The sequence below is a fragment of the Paraburkholderia caffeinilytica genome (assembly GCF_003368325.1).
GTDB lineage: Bacteria > Pseudomonadota > Gammaproteobacteria > Burkholderiales > Burkholderiaceae > Paraburkholderia > Paraburkholderia caffeinilytica.
In genome coordinates, this window is sequence record NZ_CP031466.1 from 1,056,968 (window position 1) to 1,073,088 (window position 16,121).

The following is a 16,121-nucleotide window of genomic DNA, read 5'->3' on the forward strand; positions in this document are numbered from 1 at the left end:
GTGTCACGACGATCGAGGTTATGGGGACATACGCGATACGATGCTGCAACAGCGCCAGAAACATGTCTTTCAACTGACGTTTCACACTGTTGCCGTTCGTTGCTCCGCGCCTGTTGCGCGCTTGTTTGATCCTGACGTCATGATTGTGGTGGCACGCACCGCGGTAATCAAACGCTACACAGCGGTCCCTGGCACCCTACAGTAAGCGCGCCGATGTGGCGTGGAGAGACCCCAGGTATCGAAGGGCGACAGAACGTCGATCGCTGATGCTGCGACTGCCTTGATTTCGAAATGAGCGAACGACTGAAGAACCTCGGAAGCAACCGCTTGTGTCGCGTCAACCCGAGCGGCTGATGCGGGTCGATAGCACGCGCTCGCCGCTAACCGCCTGGCAGCAGGCCACCCGCAAATCGCCAGCGAATCTGCCCGAGCCGTGCCGCCTCCAGTGGCTAGCCCTTTCCTCAGTTCAACACACGAACGCCAAAGCACGAAAATTGCTAAACGGTAAGAACGCTGACAAACCGTAATTGCACAGACAGTCGGGTGCAATTCAAACGCCACCAGGCTTGTCAAAACAATGTGGCCTTGCTATCGAAGCGCCGTTCTGGCCGGGACGAAACGAATAGCGCGCTTCATGCACAGGCCGTTCTTTCCGTGGGAGGAATCGTGCAAAAGAAAATCCTCATTCGAGCCATCGCGGGAGGCGTTTGCCTGATGGCGCTGTCCGGCGCGGCGTTCGCTCAATCGCTGGCGTATACGAATCAGCCCGTTGACGTTTATGCGGGGCCGTCCGGGGAGTATCCGGTGGTCGCGGAGGTGCCGCCGAGCGCGCAGCTTACGGTATACGGCTGCGTTGCCGATTACAGCTGGTGCGACGTCGGCGCGCCCGGACTGCGCGGTTGGGTCTACGGCGAATATCTCGACTATCCGTACCAGGGTGACGAGGTGCCGATCATGACTTACGGCGGGCAGATCGGGCTGCCGATCGTGACGTTCTCGTTCGGCACCTACTGGGATCACTACTATCGCGGCCGGCCTTGGTATCACGACCGGGACCGGTGGGCGAATCATCCGCCTCCGATGCGGGGCGGTCCGCCGCCGCATGGTGGTCAGCCGTCGGCGGGCGGTCCGGCTATGAACCCAAGGCCGGTCATGCACGGCGGCCCGCAGCCGGAACCCCAGGCGGGGTACGCTCATGGACCGACGCAGCCGCAGCCGCAGCCGGGATATTCGCACGGGCCTGCGCAGCCGCCCGGGCACATGATGGGCGGGCCTCAGGGACAGGCTACCGTGCGCCCGGGCGGCCCGTCCGGTGAGCACGGCGGCGCGGCGCGCGGTGGCAATGAAGACCGCAATCATCCGACGGATAACCATTAGCGATTGAGCGCTTTTCGCCCGCCGCCGTTTCGCGATCGTGTAGCAACGCGCCTGCTGCCGACGTCGCTCAATTCGGCTGATTTTCGTCGGAGCGATCGTGAAGCGGGTCCGGGCTCTTTTGCGTCGAGCGCAACACGCCGGCGTCGTCGAAATAGAAGTGAAAGAGCTGGTACCACGTGTTGTCTTCCAGGTACCGGTAGGTCCAGACTTCGCGCTTGACGAGCGACAGGTACATCGTTTCTTCGGGCCGGCCGAAATTGACGAGCACGTCCGCGCGGGTCCATTTTCCCGGCTCCGCGCGATAGAACTCCAAGGGCTGCAGCACTTGGCGGACGTCGACGACTTTGCCGTTCGCATCGATATCCGCGGCGACGGTGGTTTCGCCCATCGGTTGCGTCGGCCACATCAGACGCTTGCCGCCATTCGGAAGGTCATAGGTTTCTTTCGGCTGGCCTAGCGAGGCAGTCACGGCGGATTCCGGCTCGCCGGCCTTGAAGCGGTCCCATGGTTGAACGCAGGCGCTCAAGGCAAGTGTCAACGCGAAAGCAAGCGTGAAACGCCGCATGTCCAGACGACGTTCAAGAGGACCGCCGATCTTCGATGTGCGCCGTGTCATGCCGAACCTCGTGCGCGATGCGATGCATGAGAGTTGGACACGGCGCACCGGAAAAGATTTGAGGGCTTTGGAAACCGGCGATGAGTGCCAGGTCGAAAGTGGCGCGAGACTGCTATATGCAATCGGTGCGATGCTATTTTCTTGTGAAAACATCTTCGCGCGACAGATCTGGTGATATCAGATAAGGGGCGAACTGAAGATCGTGCGGCGGTTTATTTTAATAGGGCGTCTGCCAGTTCCGCGCCTTCAACTGATTGACCGCTTCTGTGGCGCGCCGGTCTAGTTCTGGCTCATGCGCGAGCGGAATCAAAGAGCATTTCCCAGCCGAGGAAAGGCCCAAGCTGAATGACGTCCCAATCAATGAGCCCGACCTTGGCGAGCGGGAACTCACACAGGGCTTGCCTCGCTTCTTCCACCGAGTCGCACTCGACAATGATCGCGACACCCGGACGGTCCTGACGGAAATAGATGTCGCGCACAATGCCGCTCTTGTAGAGCTGCCAGCCGTGACGGGTTTCTTCCGCCAGATGAGGTTGATAACTCTCCTGGCTGGCGCCGGGCAGGGGGATGTCGAGACACAGCAGTTTCATGGTGATGCTCCTTGTTGTGATGATGCGCGGCGAGCGGATCGCATGGGGGAACACGCTGAAGCGCGAGCGGGCGCATCGCCTCATATCGTGGAAACGATCATGGCGTGCCAGTCAGACGCCGGTTTTGAACTGGCTTGCCACTTCGGCCACGCGCTGCCCAAGATGGACGGCGGTTTGCAGATCACTGGCTATGGGAGAGAGCTCGGGGGATACATCGTCGGACTGTGCCATTGCGCCCAACCATCCACCGATGCGGTTGGGCTCATCCGCCGCACGTCCGGCGAACAGATCGAGCCCGACCCAAATCATGCCGTGCTGGGCCGCGAACAGCGCCATGGTCACCAGCGAGTTCAGCTTGTCGCCGTGTTGGGCGCCGGAGTTGGTGAAGCCGGCAGCGATCTTGTTGCGCCACGTTTGCGGTATCCAGGCCGGACGTGTCGAGTCCTCCATGAACTTCTTGAGGCGGGCGCTGATCGTGCCGTTGTATGTGGGCGAACCGAAGACGATGGCGTCGCTGGCGGCCAGACTCTCCCAAGGAATTTCGTCATCGGCGACTGCGAACAATCGGGCTTCGGCACCCGGCACGCGACGAATGCCTTCGGCGACGGCTTGTGCCTGCTTTTCCGTATGGCCGTAGCCACTGTCGTAGACGATGGTTACCAACATGACATTCCTTCCTTTGCGGTGTGTTTATCGATACGTCGCATTTTGCGTCGCGTCACCCACAACCAGAAGTTACGGACGGGTTGAACTACTCTCAACCAAAGGTTGATAATGGGATTTTGCTCGAGAGCATTTCGAGCGCACCGTACGCGCATAACTCATGGAGGACGGCGTGGACTTATCGCAACGCGTTCGCGCGATTCTTTCCTTTGTTCAGGCAGCAGACGCAGGCAGTTTTGCGGCAGCGGGACGCGTACTCGGCATTACCTCGGCGGCAGTCAGCAAGAATGTCGCCAGCCTCGAGAAAGCTCTGGGTGTGCGGCTGATGAACCGGACAACTCGCACGCTTAATCTCACTGAGGAGGGAGGCGCGTTTCTGCGCCAGGCCCGCGTCGCACTTGATGCGCTCGATTCAGCTATCGATACCGTTGCAGCACAACGTGTAGTGCCGAGCGGGCGCGTCCGTATATCGACGAGCTGGGCCTTCGGGCGCGAGCAATTGATGCCCGTGCTGCCCGCGCTGCTGTCTCGTTACCCTTCGTTGTCTGTCGCCGTCGATTTCGATGACCGAGTGGTCGACCTCGTCCGTGATGGCTACGATATCGGGATCAGAGGCGGCAATATTCCGGATTCCGCCCTGGTATCGCGCCTCGTATTTCGTTTGAACCTGGTGCTGGTCGCATCTCCCGAATACCTTGTGCACCACGGCGTGCCACAGACTCCCCGTGAGCTGCGAGCACACAGGGTTATCGCACGGCGGTTTCTGGGGGGACAAGTTGCTCCATGGAGCTTCAAGATGGAGGACGGCAGTACGACCACATTCGATCCCGCAGACGCGGCGGTGTTGACGTTGTCCGCACCGGAATCGGTGGTTCAGGCTGCATGCGATAGCGTCGGCATTGCGCAGGTCGGCGTCCATCTCGCCTGGAAACACCTGTGTTCCGGCGCGTTAAAGGTCGTGCTTCGTCGCTATCACGAGCCTGGGAACTACGAGATGGTCATGCAGTACCCGCACCGCGCATTGATGGCCCCGCGCGTGCGCGCAACGTTGGATCACCTGCTTGAATCGTTCGCGAAAGACAAGGATCTGCACGTACCCCTGGAGGCGTTGGACGCTTACGTCGCATGATGTGGGGCCGGCCCGTTCTGTCGCTGCGGTCGCAGTCTTGCGCCGTTATGGCGATTGAAGAGGCTGGCGTGGTTCATCAAACGCGGGTTCTGGCTCACATGAGCATCGCCTGTGCAACGCCGCGAAAGGTATTCGCCGTTTCGAGCTTAACCTTTGATTGAACCACGTCGTTTTTTGCTCAACGTTCAGTCATGGTGACGACGTTTGTGATGGCGCTTGTCCGGTCGGTAGCCGCGGGAATAGTCGTCTGCGTACGAATTGGACCGCGATATGTTACCGCCAAGCGCTGAGCCCGCGCCGCCGCCCACGGCCGCGCCGACGAGGCCGCCCGTGCGGCCGCCCATCGCATTGCCTGCCGCTGTTCCGGCACCGCCCCCGAGCGCGCCACCGATGATGGCGCCCGTGCGTTCCCGGCGGTTCGACGTGATCGCGCCGCCGGCGCCGCCGCCGACTGCACCGCCAATGACAGAACCCGTGCTGCCGCCTACTGCGCCACCCAGGGCAGCGCCGGCTACGCCGCCGAGCGCGCCGCCAAGGGCATTGTTCATATCGCCGGCCACCGCCGGTAGCGACGCTGCAGTGGTGAGCGCTGCAATGACAACAATCTGGAGGATTTTCTTCGACATAAAAGGGTCTTTAGTTTTTGGGACGGCGCCGAGTATAACCGTCCTCCGAAAGGTTTTTGTAACTCGCCATGCCGGACCTCGGTAAGAGGTGTAACAAAATGAACCGATGGTTTTTTAGTGAAACGCTTTCGGCGCCATTGGTGTCGGGTTGCGGTCGGCCACCGGCAGCCTGCCGTGGCCATCCGCTTTCGGGCATACTCGCAGCAACGTATTGATCGTGATATCGCCACCGACCACGGCGTACCTGACGCATGATCCTTCGTCTAGTGAAGACCGTCCCGCAGCGGCTCGATGCCGTCCTGGCTGACAGTGTGGTGTGTGTGACCGCGAGCAGGATTTGGCGATGGTCGCCTGCATCGATGAGCCGCTGACACGACTAGACTGTGAACACCATGAACCAACCCCGGAACACCACCTTGACCAAAGCGCGCGCCGTGCCCATGCCTGGCAACAGCGTGCTAGCGCCGCTTTATGTCGGCGCGGACCTTTTGGATGCCTTCGCAATTCGACTGCCGGCGGAGGCCAGCGATGATCTGGAGGTGTTGGCACGCGCCGCGTTCGAACGGCAGGCGTGGTGGATTCGTGCGCTCACGCGTGTCCGCGATGTTGTGATGGTGACAGTCGGCGTCAAATCGTCTCGCGCTGTCGGTCTTGCCGCAGCGGCGCACGGGCCGGTTATCGGTTTTTTGCCGCTGCTGTCAAAGAGCGCGACGGAGTTGGTAGTGGGCGCGGATGACCGGCATCTCGACTTCCGCGCCACCATCCAACTTCGCGCCGATGCGTCAAATGGACGAGAGCTGCTCGCGGGTACGGTGGTGCATTGCCATAACAGACTGGGGCGAATCTATCTTGCGACGATTGCGCCGTTTCATCGCGTGATTGTGCGGGCAAATCTGGAACGGGCAGTACGAGCAATGAGGATTTAAGCTTGCTTTGGCAGTGCTACGGGAGGAAATATGACTGAGCGCGACACTGAACTCCACGGTTGCTGGCGGTTGATTTCTTTTACTACTGAGCTTCAGGATTCAAACGCGCGCATTCAACCTTGGGGCGCCGACCCGAATGGGTACCTTGTCTTTGGCTCTGATGGGCGAATGATGGTGCTGGTTACCTACCGCAGAGGCGCGGGAGCCAGGGACCACAGATGAGAAGGTGGTGGCACTCTTCCGCACTGCGATGGCCTATACAGGCCGGTATCGGATAGACAAGAATAGGTTCATCACAAAGATTGATGCATCCTGGAATGAAGCCTGGAACGGCAGTGAGCAGGAACGATTCTACAAGCTTGATGGAGACATGCTCGAGGTCAGCACGGCCTGGATGCCGAATCCGTTAGTGCCGGGAAATCCAATAGGAAGGGCTATTCTCAGCTTTAGACGCGAGTAATTTCGCGACGTTGAGTTTGCAGTGCTAGTTTCCAGGTCGTCAACATGACGATGAGTCCGGCATTCACGCGGCCACCTTTGGCTGACCAAATGAAAACAGGGTTGCCCCGCAAGCCGCCGTGAGCGGCGGCACAGACAGCGCCGCCTGTGCGTCGCGCAGAGCCAGGCAGCGTGCTATTCGAATGTAATGAGACTTTCCGGCGAAGCGGGCAGCGGAGCTACGCTTACTCGTGTGATGGTGCGCGCCGACACCGGCCGCCGCAGCATGTTCCTTCGCGACCTCCAGTACCGCTTGCCAGTCGGTCGCCACGATGCAGAAACCCGTGCACGGTCAGGTAATCGCACAGCATGCGCACACCGCGCTCGGAGGCCTGCACTCGGCTCGTTATGCGCGAAAGCTCGCCATTTTCATTCTCGATCGCGGTGAACAGATCGAGCGCTATGGCGGCTTTCACTGCAGCGGTCTTCTGATATCCGCTTACGGCATCGATGAAGATTTGCGGAGAGATGTCGTCCATGATCAAAGTCCTTTCGCGAAATATCCTGCGAGCAGAATTCAGACCGCGTCTTTTCCGGCGGAAGATCGTGGATCGGCGCTCGGCTCTTCCGCCTGAGCAGGGTGACCAGGGGGCGGTTGCCTATGATAGGCCGATAGCCGCTCGATCGCTTCAAGGGGGGGCTGGTCGCGGCGGCTCGCAAGCGGGGGCGATTTCTTAAGTGCGCCGTGGGACTGGGTTCGGCCAGTTTCAGACGCTCGACGTTACCAACCAGATTGGCGACAATTCGCGTCAAATTGCCCAACTACAGTGAAGGGAAATCGTTGCAGGGTTGGTATTGATAATGACGGGTCGACAATCGATGTTGCGTACGGGGAGCGCATCTCCTTGTATTGCAGACTGATGCCGAGTAATACGAGAACGCTAAAGAAGTCATCTCCCACAGCCGATATTCAATCATCAGGCCAATGGTAATACTGAAACTCGTGTTGCCTGAAAATTCGAATGCTCCGCGTGGCTCAGGCCTTGACCGGGGACTGCCGGTCATCAACTTCTTAACAATAAATCCGGAAACACAAAAATGCGTTTTATCCCGCTCTCAGCGATCTGCGTCCTTCTCCTTGCCGCGTGTGCCGGAGCGCCAACTATGACTACTCTACCCGCCGACCGGGGGCACGCTGTAAGCGCCGCACTTACAGGCGGTGTGAGCGAATTGCAGATCGATACGGGATCGTTCGACATTTCTTCTGAAGCGAAAACGGAACTTCTCGGGGCCTTCCATGCCGAGATGACGAAGATAGGTATTCCGGTTACGGCGTCGGGCGCTCCGGTCGCACTTCACGTAAGCGAATTCGAGACACGCCCCGTTGCGGCTCGGATACTCTTCGGCGCACTCGCCGGCAGCGACCACATAAAGGGGACGGTCACGGTCGCCGGAACCGAGTTCGAGGTGGCCGACACAGGCGTCACGGTGTTGGGTGGACTGGGTGTTGTCGCGAGGAACGTGGGTGTACAGACGGCAGATGGGATTGGGCATCTGGCCGGCGTTGTCGCCAAGTAACCGGCGTGGCATCGTCCGGGCACTCGGCGCTTCTGATGGCGCGGTCTGCGCCACAAGCGCCATTGGTTGCGGCGCGAACAACAATACTGTGTCCCAGAGAGGTAAGCATGCCTATGAATATACGCCGTCGGCGTGCTTCGGCAACCCAAAGCGCGTACGTCAGCTGCGCAAAGGGTCCGCAATCTCATTGGCTCAGTCTGCCATCTGCCTCCATGCTCGCTAGAACCCTTAAATCTTGCCTCCTTATCGCAGGCAGCGCACTACTGACGGGCCATGCCGTTGCAGCCGACGCGGGCCGCCTGTCGCCCGACAAAATCCGCGCGCCGGAGCAGGCCGCCGAATTCGTCGTGGAACAGGAAAAGAACAGCTACCAGCGGGTGCTCGACCTTTATCGTCAGGCCCAGAGCAAAAGCCCCGGCGATGTGTCGCTTCTTCTCGCGCAATGCAAATTCATCGAGCGCTTCGCGTGGTCGGAGGATCTGAGCTGGGGCGAGGTCGCCGGGAAGGACCTGGAAGTTTGTCGCACCGCGCTCGGCAAGGAGTTTGCGACCGATCCCGAAGCGGCACTTTATCTGCTCGAACATCGGTTCGGCGCAGATGCGGTCGCGTATGGCGAGCCGCTCGTCGCCAAGTCGACTGGCTGGAGCACAGCGCAGCGCGCGCGCCTTCATGCCGCGTTGTCACGCGGTTACGCGACCACGAAAAACGACACCCTGGCCGGGCAAGAGGCGGTTCTCGCGGTGCAGCTCGATCCGGCCAATGACCGCCTGATCGACGCGATACGGTACCTGGCGAGAACCGGTCGCGCACGCGATGCCAGAAAGCTGCTGGCGGCGGCACCCGTCGCCAGGACACCATGGCAGGAAGCCGTACGCATCAATACGGCTGTCGAAGTGCTGCCTGGCACGGAAGCGAGCGACGAGTTTCATCGCGCCCAACGCGCAGGACTCAAGATCGACGCCTATACGACCGCGCGTGTATTACAGCGTGGCGGCGATTCGGCAGCCGCGGAAGCGGCTCTGACCGCTGACGCCGCGTCGCATAAATTCGAGTCTCCGCAAAACCAGCAGCTTCGCCTTGATGTTGCATTCGACGTGGGTGACGCGAAGATAGCTGCGGATATTATTCGCGACCAGTACCAGAAGACCGGTAAGGCCACGCCGTTCGCGTATGCGTACGCGCATCTGCTTGACCTCAATCCGGCTATCGCCGCCCGCGCCGATTTGCTCCCACTCGCGGCCGGCCTGTTCGGTATGCTCGCGCTCTATCTTGCATCGCCAGGCCTGTTGCTCTTCCCGGTGCATTACCGTGGTACGGTCCGGCAACGCGTCGGAAAAGCGTCCACACCACTCTTCGCGCGAATAGGTTTGCGGCACGCATGGTGGGGGCTGGGCGTCTTTTCCATGGCGCTCTATCTCGTCACAATCTTTCGCATGGGCACGGCGGCGCTGTCGCCGGCCGGCAGCGGCGTAGTGCGCATCGATGCCTCGAATCGCATTGCGATTTCACATTTGTGGGCACTCTTTTTCAGCGCGCTCGGGCTAGCGGCAGTTGGTCGGCTGATCGGATGGCGCGAATGGCTCGGCAGTGGAAGATGGAAGTGGACGTGGACGTGGATGTTGGTACCTGTCGTCGCGTACGGTATCTATCAGATCCCCCACTTGCTGGCTCGGCACGACGTGCCGCACGGCTTTGCTCCGAACTCGTGGGCGGTGAACCTGGCGCACGGTGCAATCGCGCTCGGCGGCATTCCGCTTGCGCTATTGGTGTTATCAGTGTTCGTGCCAGTAATCGAAGAACTGGTGTTCCGCGGTTGCCTGTTAGGAGGATTGTCGCGCCATATCAGCTTCGGCTGGGCCAATGTGCTGCAGGCTGCGATATTCGCCGGTATGCACGAAGACGCACGCAATTTTATTTACCTGTTCGTCATGGGCTTGATTGCCGGTTGGCTGGTCAGGAAGACGAAGGGGCTGTCGATGCCAATCCTGTTGCACGCGATTAATAACGCGATCTTTGTCTACAGTGTGGCCGCAGCGTAGCCGGTCAGGGACGTCGCCACCACGCTTGTTGCGCGCCGGCGGTCGTGCGGAAGCAGTCTTTGGACAGGCACGTACAATCGCTCGAATTCTGAAGTTGCTCGCCAAATCATGCCGAACTGTGACTTTTACGCGACCCCAACTGTGCTGTTGCGGCGTGGATTGCCGCAAGCTCGGACTCGCACGCCAGTGCGTCCGAGATTCGTCGATGATGAGAGGAATCCCGCACAACATCGTTGTGCGAGAGAAAAATGGGGGCGAGCCGCCGATCCGGCGGAACGCATATTGCGTCCGGTCCGAATCAGGGATTGCTAAGCTCGAATTTCAGCCGCTTGCCGAGCGCCGAAGCAGCGCTCGCCAAGGTCGTAAGGGTGAGACTAACATCAGTCTCGTCTAGCAGTCGGTTAAGTGCGGAACGACTAGTTCTCATTTTGGCAGCCATCGCAGTTTTTGTGATGTGCTGCGCTTTCATTTCTTGTTCGATCTGCCATGCGATCACGCGTTTGATCGCCGTGGCAGTCGCTTCCTCGAGAATTGCCTCCTCGAGGAGGAAGTCGTCAAAGTCACTTCCGACGTGTTTGTTTGCCATATCGCACTCCATTGCGAGCAACTATTCACGTTTCGGACGTACTTGCAGAATTTCTTTCAAACGTTCTTCGGCGAGGTCAATGTCCTGTTTCGCCAAGGTCTGCGTCTTTTTGATGAAGCCATGAAGCAGAACCATTTCACCGTCGTATACGGTGAAGATGACACGTGCGATGCGCTTATACAGCGCCACGCGTACTTCCCACAAATCCTTCCGAATCTTGCGGACAACCGGCATCCCGATAGGCCATCCAAACTGCACCGTTTTGATTTCGATGCCGATGAACTTCTTCTCTGCCGCGTCCAGTTCCTTTAGCCATTCACGGACCGGTTCATTCCCTCCGCCCGTACGAAAAAACCTCACCACCAAGGTTGGTTGTTGCTTCATTTTGTAATTCTCCGGATTTGAATCTATACGCGGCGCTATTCATGGCTTTCTCCTTTCAAGCATCAAGTAAATGGTGTTGCAGAGTCGTCAAATAACGCTCTTGCGCAACACTGGATGGGGGTTTCTTTCGTTCATAGGGCCAATGTGGGTCTGTTTCCCCACGTGGGTCGCGCAGCGCCAGCAACGCGACAAATGAAGTGTGCCAAAATTGGTACGTCAATGCAAGTACACCTTTCCGGGGGCGTGACATTTGAATGGCCGGTTTTCGCAAGCCCAACTGGCCGCTTCGGGGCGGCAGCTGACATTCGCCTCTCAGTACTGCCCCGAACGGTGCGGCCGGCTGCATGCAGCCATCGGAGCTTCGGCTATGGCGATGGACATGCGCCAGGGGCCTCACGCTTCATGTTCCATAGAATCGGGATTGCCCGTCCGGTAGCCGCCGTGGTCTTCGTCTCTTGCACGAACGAAAGGGCGGCTGAAAACAAGGCGGCAGATTACCTTGACCCGCCGTTTCCACCTCCGTTCCCACCTCCGTTCCCACCTCCGTTCCCACCTCCGTTTCCACCTCCGTTTCCACCGCCGTTCCCACCGCCGTGACCGCCTGAACCTGCGCCCGAACCGCCTGCGCCGTGACCGCCTGCGCCTGAACCGCCCGCACCCGAACCGCCAGCACCCGAACCGCCTGCGCCCGAACCGCCCGCGCCCGAACCGCCTGCGCCCGAACCGCCTGCGCCTGAACCGCTAGCACCCGAACCGCCTGCGCCTGAACCGCCCGCGCCCGAACCGCCCGCACCCGAACCTCCTGCGCCTGAACCGCCCGCGCCTGAACCACCGGCACCCGAACCACCGGCACCCGAACCACCGGCACTCGAACCACCGGCACCCGAACCACCGGCACTCGAACCGCCAGCACCCGAACCGCCCGCACCCGAACCGCCCGCACCCGAACCGCCCGCACCCGAACCACCCGCGTTCGAACCGCTTCCGCCGTGACCGCTTACAGGCTGTCCTTCAGCCAACTGCGGTGAAGCAGAATTCGGAGAAGGTGCACCGCGCTGATCGAACGAAGCGGAAGACACAGGCGGCGCGAGCTCAGCACTGTCAATCGCAGTTCCCGGGTCAACCGGTGACGATGATCTCTCGACATCACCGGACGAAGACGCTTGTTGCGTTTGCAATGTGGGTCGAGTGATCTCGGGCGCATGCCGTGCGATTGCTCTCACGTGCGGCGCCGAATGGCGGCGATTCTGTGTGGCGGCGTGGGTTGCTGGACCAGGCCCTCGTGTAACCGACTGCGGCGCAGCAGAATCAGGAGTAGGTCCAGCGCGGTGATCGGACGGAGCGGAAGACACAGGCGGGGCGCGCTCAGCACTGGCAACCTCGGTTCCGCGAGCGGGAGGTGACGATGGCAGCACGACATGACCCGACCAGGACGTGTGCTGCGCTGGCGACGTGGGTCCGATGTTCCCGAGCGTCTGATCATGGTCGAACAGATCGCCATACGAGACGATACCCATGACACCGACAGCCAATGCGCTTGCCGACGCAACCCAAAGCGCAAGGCGTTTGCCTCGCGCAGGCGGTGCGGCCTTGATGACTGAAGCCGGGCTACCTGCACGCGAATGCGCAAGCTCAGCCGTTCTGAACATGACAACACGCTTCGGATCGTTTCGTCTGATCCTTCCATTCATTACGTTCATGTGCCCTCCCTTCGCGGAGTGCTCATCGAAACGAGCTGCGGGACCGTTCTGCGCGCTCGACCCCTGGTTCCGCCACGGCAATGGGAGCGGTGTACCAGATTTTCTATCGTAAGCCTTTGAGCTATGAAAACGCTCGCCATCTTCCTGGCCGATCCGGACGGATGGCGGGAGTCACCATGCGGCGTGCTTTTCCACGACGACTCAATAGTTGGCGACGACACGATGCTGGTGAAGCATTCGCTGTGCCCGTTAGGCCGAACCCCAAATTGAACTGTGAGATCGTGGACATGGCATCGCCATGGATCACAATCCAACAGACGCTTGGCAGCATTTGATGAGGTACGCAGCGTGAGTCCGCTTCAGGGTTTGCAACCGGATAACAACGACCTTTGCGTGATGTAGCAAACGCTAGAACGTGCTGCTAAATCACCCCGGCTTCTTCACATGAATGGTGTTTGGTCGGCAGACTTTTTTCAATTGCGGCTCGCGACAGCAAGTCTCGCTGCCAATCCGGCGAAAACTGACGCAAGCAGATATTGAGGGATCCGCGACTGACGGCGTCGGCGAGCCCACCGCCGGCTAAGTTGACTTGCTGAAAGTATGACGACACCGTTGACGACCAGTCCGATGAAGTTAAGCACCGTCGCGAGCGTCAAGATCTGAACGGCCACCGCTCCATCTTGCGGACGCACAAATTGCGGGAACAGTGCAAGGACGAACAACGCCATCTTCGGATTGAGCAGATTGGTTAGCAGGCCCTGCCTGAAAATCTTTCGAACAGGAAAACGGGCTTCGCTTCCTGCCGGTGTAGTCGGGATTGGGGACGCGCGAAAGGTCTTCCACAAGGATCTGTATCACCGGGAAACCGTCGGGTACGGACAGTGCGTTGACGTACTCGCTGTCCGCCGGCCCCAGGACGGATAAGACGGGTTCGAGGCCGACGACCCCACCCGATCAGAAGAACTGCCGTAACCGCAAAATCCCCGTCTGCGAAACAAACCGCGGTGCTGCCTGCACCTCATACCGCGCCGACACCGTCAGATTGTTTGAGCGCAGCAGCGTCACCCCCAGCGACACGTCGGCCAGATCCGCCACCGGGGTCGGCCCCACCGTCGTGAACGCCGTCTGTCCAGTCGTATCGGCCGCGAAGCTGGCTGCGGCTGTCACCCGCGCTCGGTCGTACTCGTGAATCCATTGCGCCTGGATATCCGGCACGATCTCGCCGTACGAGGTCGCGAAGCCACGCTCGAGCCTGAAGCCCAAACCACTCCTGACCGACGACGTGTTCGCCGTCCCCACCGACAGCGCCGCGCCATTGCCGCCGCTTTCCGTATAGCTGCCCTGATGCAGGAAGCTATACGCCAGGCTGGCCAGCGGCGTGAGCGTCATACCTCGCAACGCGAGAGGGTAACCCGCCTCCGCGCGCACCACGTACTGTTCGCCGTCGAAGCGGCCACTGGCCACGCCCGAGAAGCCCGTGAAGTCGACTACGCGCGTCGTGTCGTAGCGCTGTAGCACTGCACCCGCCGACAGGTTCACGTACCACGGTTCATGCGTGTAGCTCGCATAGCCGATCAGGCCGTACGCGTTCACGCGTGTGGAGTCGCCTGCCGTATCGCCCGATTGATCGATGAGCGTGTTGCTGTAGGCGAACACGCCCCCCGCACGCCAACGCTCACTGAGCGCCTTGTCCACGCCGAGCAGCAGGCCGCCGTAGTTGGCGCTGTAGCCGTCAACGCCATCCTGTGCGCCCTGGCTCGCATGGCCGCCGAATACCTGGCCCCACGCGCTCCATTGTGGCGCGGCCTCGCCCGTGGCGACGCCCGTTTCGCCGCCGCCCGATTGCGCAAGCCGCAGGCTGTTCGTATGCGCGGCCACGATACGCAGCACATCGAAGGTGGAGGCTGATGCCGCCTGGCTGGTCGAGGCGGGTTTGACCGGACTGAGCTGCTGGCCGACGCGGTTTGCGCTCGCGCCCGAGTCCTGGCTCAGCGCTGCGAGTGTGGCGTTGTACAGGTTCAGCAACTGCGGTTGCGTGACGCCGGTGTAGCTGAGCAGGCCGTGCAGGGAGGCGGCCGCGTTCGGTGCGGTTGCAAGCGACGCCTCCGTCAGTGGTGAAGGGGCCGACGAACCCGGGTTCGTCGTACCGGTACCTGACGAGCCCGTCGAAGAACCCGGGTTCGTCGAGCCGGTGCCTGACGAGCCCGACGACGAATTCTGCTGCGCGCTATCGATAGTCACCACCAGGTCGGTATGGCCGCTCGCGGCCACCGTGCTGCCCGTCACCGTGGCGGTGTAGCCCGTAATCGAATACTTGAGCGCGCCGGCGTTATAGGTGCCCGTGCCCGTGGCATCCACCACCACAAAGCGCTGGCCCGCCGCGAAGCCGTACCCTCCGCCGGTGCCCTGGAGCGTCACGGACGAACCCGAGGCAATCGTCGCGTTGCCTTGGACCACCAGCCGCCCATAGCCCGTGTCGGTAGGATTGCCAGTGGCGCTCGCCCCGGAGGACACCCCGATCAGGAGCGTGGCTGCCTGCCCCTGGCTGTAGTTGCCCGTGATCGTCATCGGCGCGTTCACCGCCAGCGTCGCGCCCACGTTGCTGACCGTGTTCGAGCCGACATTGATCGCATCGTTGAGAAGCACGTTGCCCGAGCCGAACACCACGTTCGAGGCTGTGTTGGTAATCGTGCCGGTCGTGCCGCCAAAGCCGGTCAGGGTGCCGAATACCGCCCCCGAGCCGCCGTTGATCGTCAGATCCTGACTAGCGTCGTTCTCGATATTGCCCGCGATCGTTCCTGAGTTCGTGATCGGGCCGAGGGTGCTGGAAGCGTCGTTGAAAAGCGCGAACGTGTTGCCGGTGATCAGGCCGCTGTTGGTCAACGTGCTGATCGTGCCGCTGGTGTTGAGGATGCCTGTGGTCCCGCTGATGGTGCCGCCGGCATTGTTTGTCAGCGCCGTGATGGTGCCGAAGTTGTTGATGCCGGAGGCACCCCCGCTGATGGTGCCGCCCGCATTGTTTGTGAGCGCGGCAAGGGGGTCGCCGTTGAGGACGCCTATGCCGGTGGCGCTGATCGTGCCGCTGTTAGTCAGCGAACCAATGGTGCCGAAGCTGAGGAAAATCGCGGTGGTGCCCCCGCTGATCGTGCCGCTGCTGTTGTTGGTTATCGCGGCGATACTGCCGCCGTTCATCATGAGGCCGAGTCCTCCCGGGGCGCTGATGGTGCCGCTGTTGGTCAGCGTGCCAAGCGTGCCGCCTGCCGATATCGATATGTCATTCGTGCTGCTGACGCTCCCGGTGTTCGTCACCGTGAAGTTACCCGAGGTCCATCCCGTGCGCCCGACGACCGGCGTGCTGATGATCGTATCGGCCGTTGCTGCTGCTGGCGCCATCGCGGCCAGTGCCGCGGCCACGGCGAGCGTCAAGGCTTTCTGGTTGGACCCAGGATTTGCAGACTTCTTCATGCTT

General features: G+C 60.8%; 15 protein-coding genes and 1 pseudogene. 7 read left to right on the top strand and 9 right to left on the bottom strand.

The features are described from left to right. Positions 1 to 666: 666 nt before the first annotated feature. Positions 667 to 1,377, top strand: a complete 711-nt coding sequence (locus tag DSC91_RS04770) for an SH3 domain-containing protein (RefSeq protein ID WP_229758242.1) — start codon at positions 667 to 669, stop codon at positions 1,375 to 1,377. Positions 1,378 to 1,444: 67 nt separating this feature from the next. On the opposite strand, the gene DSC91_RS04775 is transcribed toward DSC91_RS04770, so the two are convergent. The 3 genes from DSC91_RS04775 to DSC91_RS04785 form a co-directional block, all read right to left on the bottom strand. Then, positions 1,445 to 1,993 carry a hypothetical protein gene (locus DSC91_RS04775; protein WP_373291864.1) on the bottom strand — a complete coding sequence of 183 codons (549 nt, stop codon included), beginning with the start codon at positions 1,991 to 1,993 and terminating at the stop codon, positions 1,445 to 1,447. Between the two features lie 290 nt (positions 1,994 to 2,283). Continuing rightward, positions 2,284 to 2,583, bottom strand: coding sequence for a superoxide dismutase (locus DSC91_RS04780; protein WP_115777070.1), 300 nt, complete (start codon positions 2,581 to 2,583; stop codon positions 2,284 to 2,286). Positions 2,584 to 2,694: 111 nt separating this feature from the next. Beyond that, entirely contained in the window at positions 2,695 to 3,249 is a 555-nt protein-coding gene (locus DSC91_RS04785; protein ID WP_115777071.1) for a flavodoxin family protein, read from the bottom strand. 169 nt (positions 3,250 to 3,418) lie between these two features. Here DSC91_RS04785 and DSC91_RS04790 point away from each other — a divergent pair, with 169 nt between their 5' ends. Next, complete coding sequence (locus DSC91_RS04790) at positions 3,419 to 4,375, top strand: LysR family transcriptional regulator (protein ID WP_115779694.1); 957 nt, start codon at positions 3,419 to 3,421, stop codon at positions 4,373 to 4,375. Between the two features lie 185 nt (positions 4,376 to 4,560). Here the strand turns inward: DSC91_RS04790 and DSC91_RS04795 are convergent, their stop codons facing one another. Then, positions 4,561 to 5,001 carry a hypothetical protein gene (locus tag DSC91_RS04795; protein ID WP_115777072.1) on the bottom strand — a complete coding sequence of 147 codons (441 nt, stop codon included), beginning with the start codon at positions 4,999 to 5,001 and terminating at the stop codon, positions 4,561 to 4,563. A 392-nt stretch (positions 5,002 to 5,393) separates the two neighbouring features. On the opposite strand from DSC91_RS04795, the gene DSC91_RS04800 reads away from it, so the two are divergent. From DSC91_RS04800 to DSC91_RS38485, 3 genes are read left to right on the top strand one after another with little or no spacing between them, the layout of a single operon-like run. After that, a complete protein-coding gene (locus tag DSC91_RS04800; protein ID WP_229758251.1) occupies positions 5,394 to 5,927 on the top strand; it encodes a DUF2867 domain-containing protein in 534 nt (177 codons plus the stop codon). A gap of 30 nt (positions 5,928 to 5,957) precedes the next feature. After that, positions 5,958 to 6,149, top strand: a complete 192-nt coding sequence (locus tag DSC91_RS38480; protein WP_254597359.1) for a lipocalin-like domain-containing protein — start codon at positions 5,958 to 5,960, stop codon at positions 6,147 to 6,149. Positions 6,150 to 6,177: 28 nt separating this feature from the next. After that, the gene (locus tag DSC91_RS38485) at positions 6,178 to 6,387 is read left to right on the top strand and encodes a lipocalin-like domain-containing protein (RefSeq protein WP_254597360.1); all 210 of its coding nucleotides are present in this window, start codon (positions 6,178 to 6,180) and stop codon (positions 6,385 to 6,387) included. A 223-nt stretch (positions 6,388 to 6,610) separates the two neighbouring features. Here the strand turns inward: DSC91_RS38485 and DSC91_RS04810 are convergent, their stop codons facing one another. Next, positions 6,611 to 6,904, bottom strand: coding sequence for a methyltransferase family protein (locus DSC91_RS04810; RefSeq protein WP_229758241.1), 294 nt, complete (start codon positions 6,902 to 6,904; stop codon positions 6,611 to 6,613). A gap of 625 nt (positions 6,905 to 7,529) precedes the next feature. On the opposite strand from DSC91_RS04810, the gene DSC91_RS04815 reads away from it, so the two are divergent. Further along, the gene (locus DSC91_RS04815) at positions 7,530 to 7,943 is read left to right on the top strand and encodes a hypothetical protein (protein WP_175171828.1); all 414 of its coding nucleotides are present in this window, start codon (positions 7,530 to 7,532) and stop codon (positions 7,941 to 7,943) included. A gap of 347 nt (positions 7,944 to 8,290) precedes the next feature. Beyond that, on the top strand, positions 8,291 to 9,982 hold the full coding sequence (locus DSC91_RS04820) for a CPBP family intramembrane glutamic endopeptidase (RefSeq protein ID WP_244218021.1): 1,692 nt from the start codon (positions 8,291 to 8,293) through the stop codon (positions 9,980 to 9,982). A 298-nt stretch (positions 9,983 to 10,280) separates the two neighbouring features. Here the strand turns inward: DSC91_RS04820 and DSC91_RS04825 are convergent, their stop codons facing one another. The 4 genes and pseudogenes from DSC91_RS04825 to DSC91_RS04845 all read right to left on the bottom strand — a co-directional run bounded on the left by DSC91_RS04825 (position 10,281) and on the right by DSC91_RS04845 (position 16,117). Continuing rightward, the gene (locus DSC91_RS04825; RefSeq protein ID WP_115777075.1) at positions 10,281 to 10,568 is read right to left on the bottom strand and encodes an XRE family transcriptional regulator; all 288 of its coding nucleotides are present in this window, start codon (positions 10,566 to 10,568) and stop codon (positions 10,281 to 10,283) included. 21 nt (positions 10,569 to 10,589) lie between these two features. Further along, positions 10,590 to 10,952, bottom strand: coding sequence for a type II toxin-antitoxin system RelE/ParE family toxin (locus tag DSC91_RS04830; protein ID WP_115777076.1), 363 nt, complete (start codon positions 10,950 to 10,952; stop codon positions 10,590 to 10,592). Between the two features lie 2,173 nt (positions 10,953 to 13,125). Continuing rightward, positions 13,126 to 13,494: pseudogene (locus tag DSC91_RS04840) on the bottom strand (LysE family translocator); the annotation flags it as partial. Between the two features lie 112 nt (positions 13,495 to 13,606). Continuing rightward, positions 13,607 to 16,117 (bottom strand): autotransporter outer membrane beta-barrel domain-containing protein, encoded by a 2,511-nt coding sequence (locus DSC91_RS04845; RefSeq protein ID WP_229758239.1) that lies wholly within the window; start codon positions 16,115 to 16,117, stop codon positions 13,607 to 13,609. Between the last annotated feature and the right edge of the window lie 4 nt (positions 16,118 to 16,121).

Bases quoted from the DNA above. Each gene is read 5' to 3' on its own strand.
- DSC91_RS38485 (WP_254597360.1), top strand. From the start codon at position 6,178: ATGGCCTATACAGGCCGGTATCGGATAGACAAGAATAGGTTCATCACA.
- DSC91_RS04775 (WP_373291864.1), bottom strand. From the start codon at position 1,993: ATGACACGGCGCACATCGAAGATCGGCGGTCCTCTTGAACGTCGTCTG.
- DSC91_RS04845 (WP_229758239.1), bottom strand. From the start codon at position 16,117: ATGAAGAAGTCTGCAAATCCTGGGTCCAACCAGAAAGCCTTGACGCTC.
- DSC91_RS04795 (WP_115777072.1), bottom strand. From the start codon at position 5,001: ATGTCGAAGAAAATCCTCCAGATTGTTGTCATTGCAGCGCTCACCACT.
- DSC91_RS04830 (WP_115777076.1), bottom strand. From the start codon at position 10,952: ATGAAGCAACAACCAACCTTGGTGGTGAGGTTTTTTCGTACGGGCGGA.
- DSC91_RS04825 (WP_115777075.1), bottom strand. From the start codon at position 10,568: ATGGCAAACAAACACGTCGGAAGTGACTTTGACGACTTCCTCCTCGAG.
- DSC91_RS04815 (WP_175171828.1), top strand. From the start codon at position 7,530: ATGACTACTCTACCCGCCGACCGGGGGCACGCTGTAAGCGCCGCACTT.
- DSC91_RS04780 (WP_115777070.1), bottom strand. From the start codon at position 2,583: ATGAAACTGCTGTGTCTCGACATCCCCCTGCCCGGCGCCAGCCAGGAG.
- DSC91_RS04810 (WP_229758241.1), bottom strand. From the start codon at position 6,904: ATGGACGACATCTCTCCGCAAATCTTCATCGATGCCGTAAGCGGATAT.
- DSC91_RS38480 (WP_254597359.1), top strand. From the start codon at position 5,958: ATGACTGAGCGCGACACTGAACTCCACGGTTGCTGGCGGTTGATTTCT.
- DSC91_RS04800 (WP_229758251.1), top strand. From the start codon at position 5,394: ATGAACCAACCCCGGAACACCACCTTGACCAAAGCGCGCGCCGTGCCC.
- DSC91_RS04785 (WP_115777071.1), bottom strand. From the start codon at position 3,249: ATGTTGGTAACCATCGTCTACGACAGTGGCTACGGCCATACGGAAAAG.